This is a genomic window from Streptomyces murinus (assembly GCF_002154555.1).
In the GTDB taxonomy this organism is placed as follows: Bacteria; Actinomycetota; Actinomycetes; order Streptomycetales; family Streptomycetaceae; genus Streptomyces; species Streptomyces murinus.
The window spans coordinates 24,365-29,012 of record NZ_MUNF01000210.1; the positions used below are offsets into that span (position 1 = coordinate 24,365).

The 4,648-nt window shown below is 69.6% G+C and carries 4 protein-coding genes and 1 pseudogene; 2 read left to right on the forward strand and 3 right to left on the reverse strand.

The window, feature by feature from the left end:
• From CCN72_RS14790 to CCN72_RS14800, 3 genes are all read right to left on the reverse strand, one after another.
• The coding region (locus CCN72_RS14790) for an alpha-amylase family glycosyl hydrolase (RefSeq protein WP_425276148.1) at positions 1-976 on the reverse strand (976 nt) is incomplete at its 3' end.
• Positions 973-2,964 carry an alpha-1,4-glucan--maltose-1-phosphate maltosyltransferase gene (locus CCN72_RS14795; RefSeq protein WP_086807922.1) on the reverse strand — a complete coding sequence of 664 codons (1,992 nt, stop codon included), beginning with the start codon at positions 2,962-2,964 and terminating at the stop codon, positions 973-975. The genes CCN72_RS14795 and CCN72_RS14790, both read right to left, overlap by 4 nt.
• A 108-nt stretch (positions 2,965-3,072) precedes the next feature.
• Entirely contained in the window at positions 3,073-3,372 is a 300-nt protein-coding gene (locus CCN72_RS14800; RefSeq protein WP_085563262.1) for a DUF5133 domain-containing protein, read from the reverse strand.
• Between the two features lie 304 nt (positions 3,373-3,676).
• On the opposite strand from CCN72_RS14800, the gene CCN72_RS14805 reads away from it, so the two are divergent.
• Both CCN72_RS14805 and CCN72_RS14810 read left to right on the forward strand, forming a co-directional pair.
• Positions 3,677-4,186 (forward strand): hypothetical protein, encoded by a 510-nt coding sequence (locus tag CCN72_RS14805; RefSeq protein ID WP_037663723.1) that lies wholly within the window; start codon positions 3,677-3,679, stop codon positions 4,184-4,186.
• Positions 4,183-4,648: pseudogene (locus CCN72_RS14810) on the forward strand (glycogen debranching enzyme); the annotation flags it as partial. The gene CCN72_RS14805 and the pseudogene CCN72_RS14810, both read left to right, overlap by 4 nt.

Sequence of the window (4,648 nt, forward strand, 5' to 3'; positions counted from 1 at the left end):
GGAAGATCCCCCACTGGCAACCGGACGGGATGGCCGGGGTCTTGGCGAGGATCTCGGAGACGGGGTGGCGGGACTCGCGCCGTACCGCCATGAAGATGCGCGGCATGACGGGGAAGTGGAACGCCATGTGGCACTCGTCGCCGCCGCGTCCGTAGTCGCCGAAGTAGTCGACCACGTCCTCGGGCCACTGGTTGGCTTCCGCCAGCAGCACCGTGTCCGGGTACATCGCGTCGATCTCCCGGCGGACCCGCTTCAGGAACTGGTGCGTGGCCGGCAGGTTCTCGCAGTTGGTGCCCTCCTGCGCGTAGAGGTAGGGGACCGCGTCGAGCCGGTAGCCGTCGATGCCGAGGTCCAGCCAGAACTTCAGGGCGGCCAGGATCTCCTCCTGCACCGCCGGGTTCTCGTAGTTGAGGTCCGGCTGGTGCGAGAAGAAGCGGTGGAAGTAGTACTGGCCCCGCACGGGGTCGTACGTCCAGTTGGACGCCTCCGTGTCCACGAAGATGATCCGCGCGTCCTCGTACCGCTTGTCGTCGTCGGCCCAGACGTAGTAGTCGCCGTAGGGGCCGTCGGGGTCCTTGCGCGACTCCTGGAACCACGGGTGCTGGTCGCTGGTGTGGTTCATGACGAAGTCGATGATCACGCGCATGCCCCGCTGGTGGGCCGCGTCCACGAACTCCACGAAGTCGGCGAGGTCACCGAACTCCGGCAGTACGGCGGTGTAGTCGGCGACGTCGTAACCGCCGTCCCGCAGGGGTGACTTGAAGAAGGGCGGCAGCCACAGGCAGTCCACGCCGAGCCACTGGAGATAGTCGAGCTTGGCGGTCAGGCCCTTGAGGTCGCCGACGCCGTCGCCGTTGCTGTCCTGGAAGGAGCGGACCAGGACCTCGTAGAAGACGGCACGCTTGAACCACCGCGGGTCCCGGTCCCGGGCAGGGGTGTCCTCGAAGGTGTCCAGTACGGGTTCGTTCACGGTCATGACGCTGCGGGCCCTCCGTTCCGGTGCGTCGATCGCTGGACATGGAGCACATGCGCCGGCGCGCGGCCCGGCGTGAGGCGCACGAAGTTGGTCCTGCCCCAGTGGTACGCCTCGCCCGACAGTTCGTCGTGCACGGGCAGTTCGGCGTCCCAGTCCAGGCCGAGTTGCGGCATGTCCAACGAGACCGTGGCCTCCTGGGCGTGATGCGGGTCGAGATTGACGACCACGATGACCGTGTCCGTACCCGTGCTCTTGCTGTAGGCGAGCACGGCGTCGTTGTCGGTCCGATGGAAGCGGAGGTTGCGCAGGCGCTGTAGCGCCGGGTGTGCGCGGCGGACGGCGTTCAGCCGGGTGATGAGCGGCGCGATCGTACGGCCCTCACGCTCGGCCGACTCCCAGTCCCGGGGCCTCAGTTGGTACTTCTCGGAATCGCGGTACTCCTCGCCGCCCTCGCGCAGCGGGGTGTTCTCGCACAGCTCGTAGCCGCTGTAGATGCCCCAGGCGGGGGAGAGGGTGGCCGCGAGCACGGCACGGACCTCGAAGGCGGGACGGCCGCCGTGCTGGAGGTGGCCGGGCAGGATGTCCGGGGTGTTCGCGAAGAAGTTGGGCCGCATATAGGCGGCCGCCTCCCCCGACAACTCGCCCAGGTACTCGGTGAGTTCCTGCTTCGTCTCGCGCCAGGTGAAGTAGGTGTACGACTGCTGGAAGCCGATCTGCGCGAGGGTGTGCATCATGGCGGGGCGGGTGAACGCCTCCGCCAGGAAGATCACGTCCGGGTCCTTCCGGTTGATCTCGGAGATGACCCGCTCCCAGAACACCACCGGCTTGGTGTGCGGATTGTCGACGCGGAAGATCCGCACCCCGTGGTCCATCCAGTGCCGCAGCACCCGGACCGTCTCCGCGATCAGCCCGTCCATGTCGGCGTCGAAGGCGATCGGATAGATGTCCTGGTACTTCTTCGGCGGGTTCTCCGCGTAGGCGATCGTCCCGTCCGGGCGGTGATGGAACCACTCCGGGTACTTGTGCACCCAGGGGTGGTCGGGGGAGCACTGGAGCGCGAAGTCCAGGGCGATCTCCAGGCCCAACTCCCGTGCCTCGCCCACGAAGTGGTCGAAGTCCTCGATGGTGCCGAGGTCGGGGTGGACCGCGTCATGGCCGCCCTCGTGAGAGCCGATCGCCCAGGGCACGCCGACGTCCTCGGGACCGGCGGTGAGGGAGTTGTTGGGGCCCTTGCGGAAGGTGCTGCCGATCGGGTGGATCGGCGGCAGGTAGACGACGTCGAAGCCCATCTCCGCGATCGGCCTCAGCCGCCGCGCCGCCGTACGGAACGTGCCGTGCGGCTTCTCGGCGGTTCCCTCGCTGCGCGGGAAGAACTCGTACCAGGAGCCGTACAGGGCGCGCTCCCGCTCCACGAGCAGCGGCATCGGGTCCGAGGCGGTCACCAACTCCCGCAGCGGATAACGGTCCAGGACCTCCCGGACCCGGGGGGACAGCGCGGGCCTGAAGCGCTCGTGGACCGAGAGGGAGTCGTCGCCGAGGGCGCGGGCGGCGGCGGCCACCAGTTCGCGCTCCGGTCCCTTGGGCACTCCGGCGGCGGCGCGCTCGTACAGCTCGGCGCCCTCCTCCAGGACCAGCCCGGTGTCGATCCCGGCCGGCACCTTCACCGAGGCGGTGTGCCGCCAGGTCGCCAGCGGATGGCTCCACGCCTCCACCCGGAAGGTCCAGCGGCCCGTCAGGTCCGGGGTGATCTCGGCGCCCCACACATCGCTGCCGGGGGACACCTCGCGCATCGGGGTCCAGGGGCCGCGCCGGCCCCTGGGGTCGCGCAGGACCACATTGGCACCGACGGCATCGTGCCCCTCCCGGAACACGGTCGCGGTGACCTGGAAGGTCTCCCCGGTCACCGCCTTCGCCGGGCGCCTGCCGCACTCCACGGCCGGCCGGACGTCACGTACCGGTACACGGCCGATGGCCGGGGTCCTGCGCATGTAATCACCTCCGCCGTGCGCGAAGCCGGGCACCGGCCCGGCTTCGCGATCCGAGAGCGGGGCCGGCCCCTGCCGGTCCCCGAAGGGAACGCCTTGTACGGTGCCAGCTCAGGAGCTCGGCGCCGTGGAACGCCGCTCCGAAGCCGGCGCCCTTCGCACCGAACGGCGCGACATCGGCCGTCCGTCCTGCTCGCGCAGATAGCTGACCTGACTCGTGCGCAGATACCGCTCCGCCGCGTCCGCCGCCTCGCGGGCACAGCGTTTGCCCATCAGAACGCACAAGGTGTACCCCGAGTCCTCGAACGTGGCCCGGACCGTGCGGTCGTACGGCGAGGCGAGCATCACGCGCTCCCACGCCCGGTAACGCCGCAACTGCCGGGCCACTTCGGCCTTGGCGGGTAGCAGCATGGCCCTGTTCACCCTCCACGCTCTCGACTGGGCGCGTTCCCGACGGTCGGGTGGCGTCCGCGCAGGGGTGGGCACGGCACCGTTACGGCGATCGAGGCTTTCACTCATGGTGCACGCGCGCGGACGCAGCGTCTTGTTGGAGCTTCAACCATTGGGAACGGTGTGTACTCGTGTTGCACGAATGGCGTAGCGCCTGCACCGTTGGAGATGACTCAGAAGCGATCACCGCTCACGCTGTGTGTCCGGGATCCCTCCCGGACAGGGCGAGGGGAGCGAGAGCTTCGCCGGTGAGGAGCAAGCGACGATGAAGACCGCAGTGCCCTGCTACTACCACCTCGACGTGGAAGTCAGCCCGGAACGGGTGGGACAGGTCAGCCGCATCCTGGCCGCCCATCTCCGCCACTGGGACCTCGACAATCTCGTGGCCCCCGTCTGCCGCGGCGCCGAACTGCTGCTGCGGGCGATCGACCAGCACGCCCGTGACAAGCACACCTCCATCGAGATGTGGTGGAACGGCCAGCACCTCATCACCGCCTTCGGCGACGAAGACCCCGAACTGCGCCCGGACCAGGATCTGCGCGCCTGCCTCGCGGACATCGCCGCCATGAGCGACGGCTGGGGCTGCTGCGCCGCCGAGACCGGAGCCAAGATCATCTGGTTCTCGCAGCGCGCCCGGGCCGGTGAACGGGTGCCGCTGGTGCCGCTGCCGCCGGAGCCGTTCCTGAGTACCGGACTGAAGGAGCCGCGGCGGCATCAGGTGGCCGTCCTGGCCGCGCCCGCACCCGCCGGCGACAGCCTGGAGGGCAGCCGGTGAGCGCCCGCACCACCAGGAAAGGGCTGCCCGTCTGGAGCGGGCAGCCCTACCCGTTGGGCGCCTCCTTCGACGGACAGGGCACCAACTTCGCGCTGTTCAGCGAGGTCGCCGAGCGGGTCGACCTGATCCTCGTGGACGACACCGGCAAGGAGACCTCCATCCGGCTGCACGAGGTCGACGGCTTCGTCTGGCACGCGTATCTGCCCGGCATCGCGCCCGGTCAGCGCTACGGCTACCGGGTGCACGGCCCCTGGCAGCCCTCGCTCGGCCACCGCTGCAACCCGAGGAAGCTGCTGCTCGACCCGTACGCGCGCGCCGTGGACGGTCAGATCGACAACCACGCCTCCCTGTACGAGCGTTCACCGGACGGCCCGGCCCCCGCCGACAGCGCCGGGCACTCCATGCTGGGCGTGGTCACCGACCCGTACTTCGACTGGGGCGACGACCGGCCGCCGCGCACCG

Coding starts and splice junctions, on each gene's coding strand:
- CCN72_RS14795 (WP_086807922.1), bottom strand. CDS start 2,964: ATGCGCAGGACCCCGGCCATCGGCCGTGTACCGGTACGTGACGTCCGG.
- CCN72_RS14800 (WP_085563262.1), bottom strand. CDS start 3,372: ATGCTGCTACCCGCCAAGGCCGAAGTGGCCCGGCAGTTGCGGCGTTAC.
- CCN72_RS14805 (WP_037663723.1), top strand. CDS start 3,677: ATGAAGACCGCAGTGCCCTGCTACTACCACCTCGACGTGGAAGTCAGC.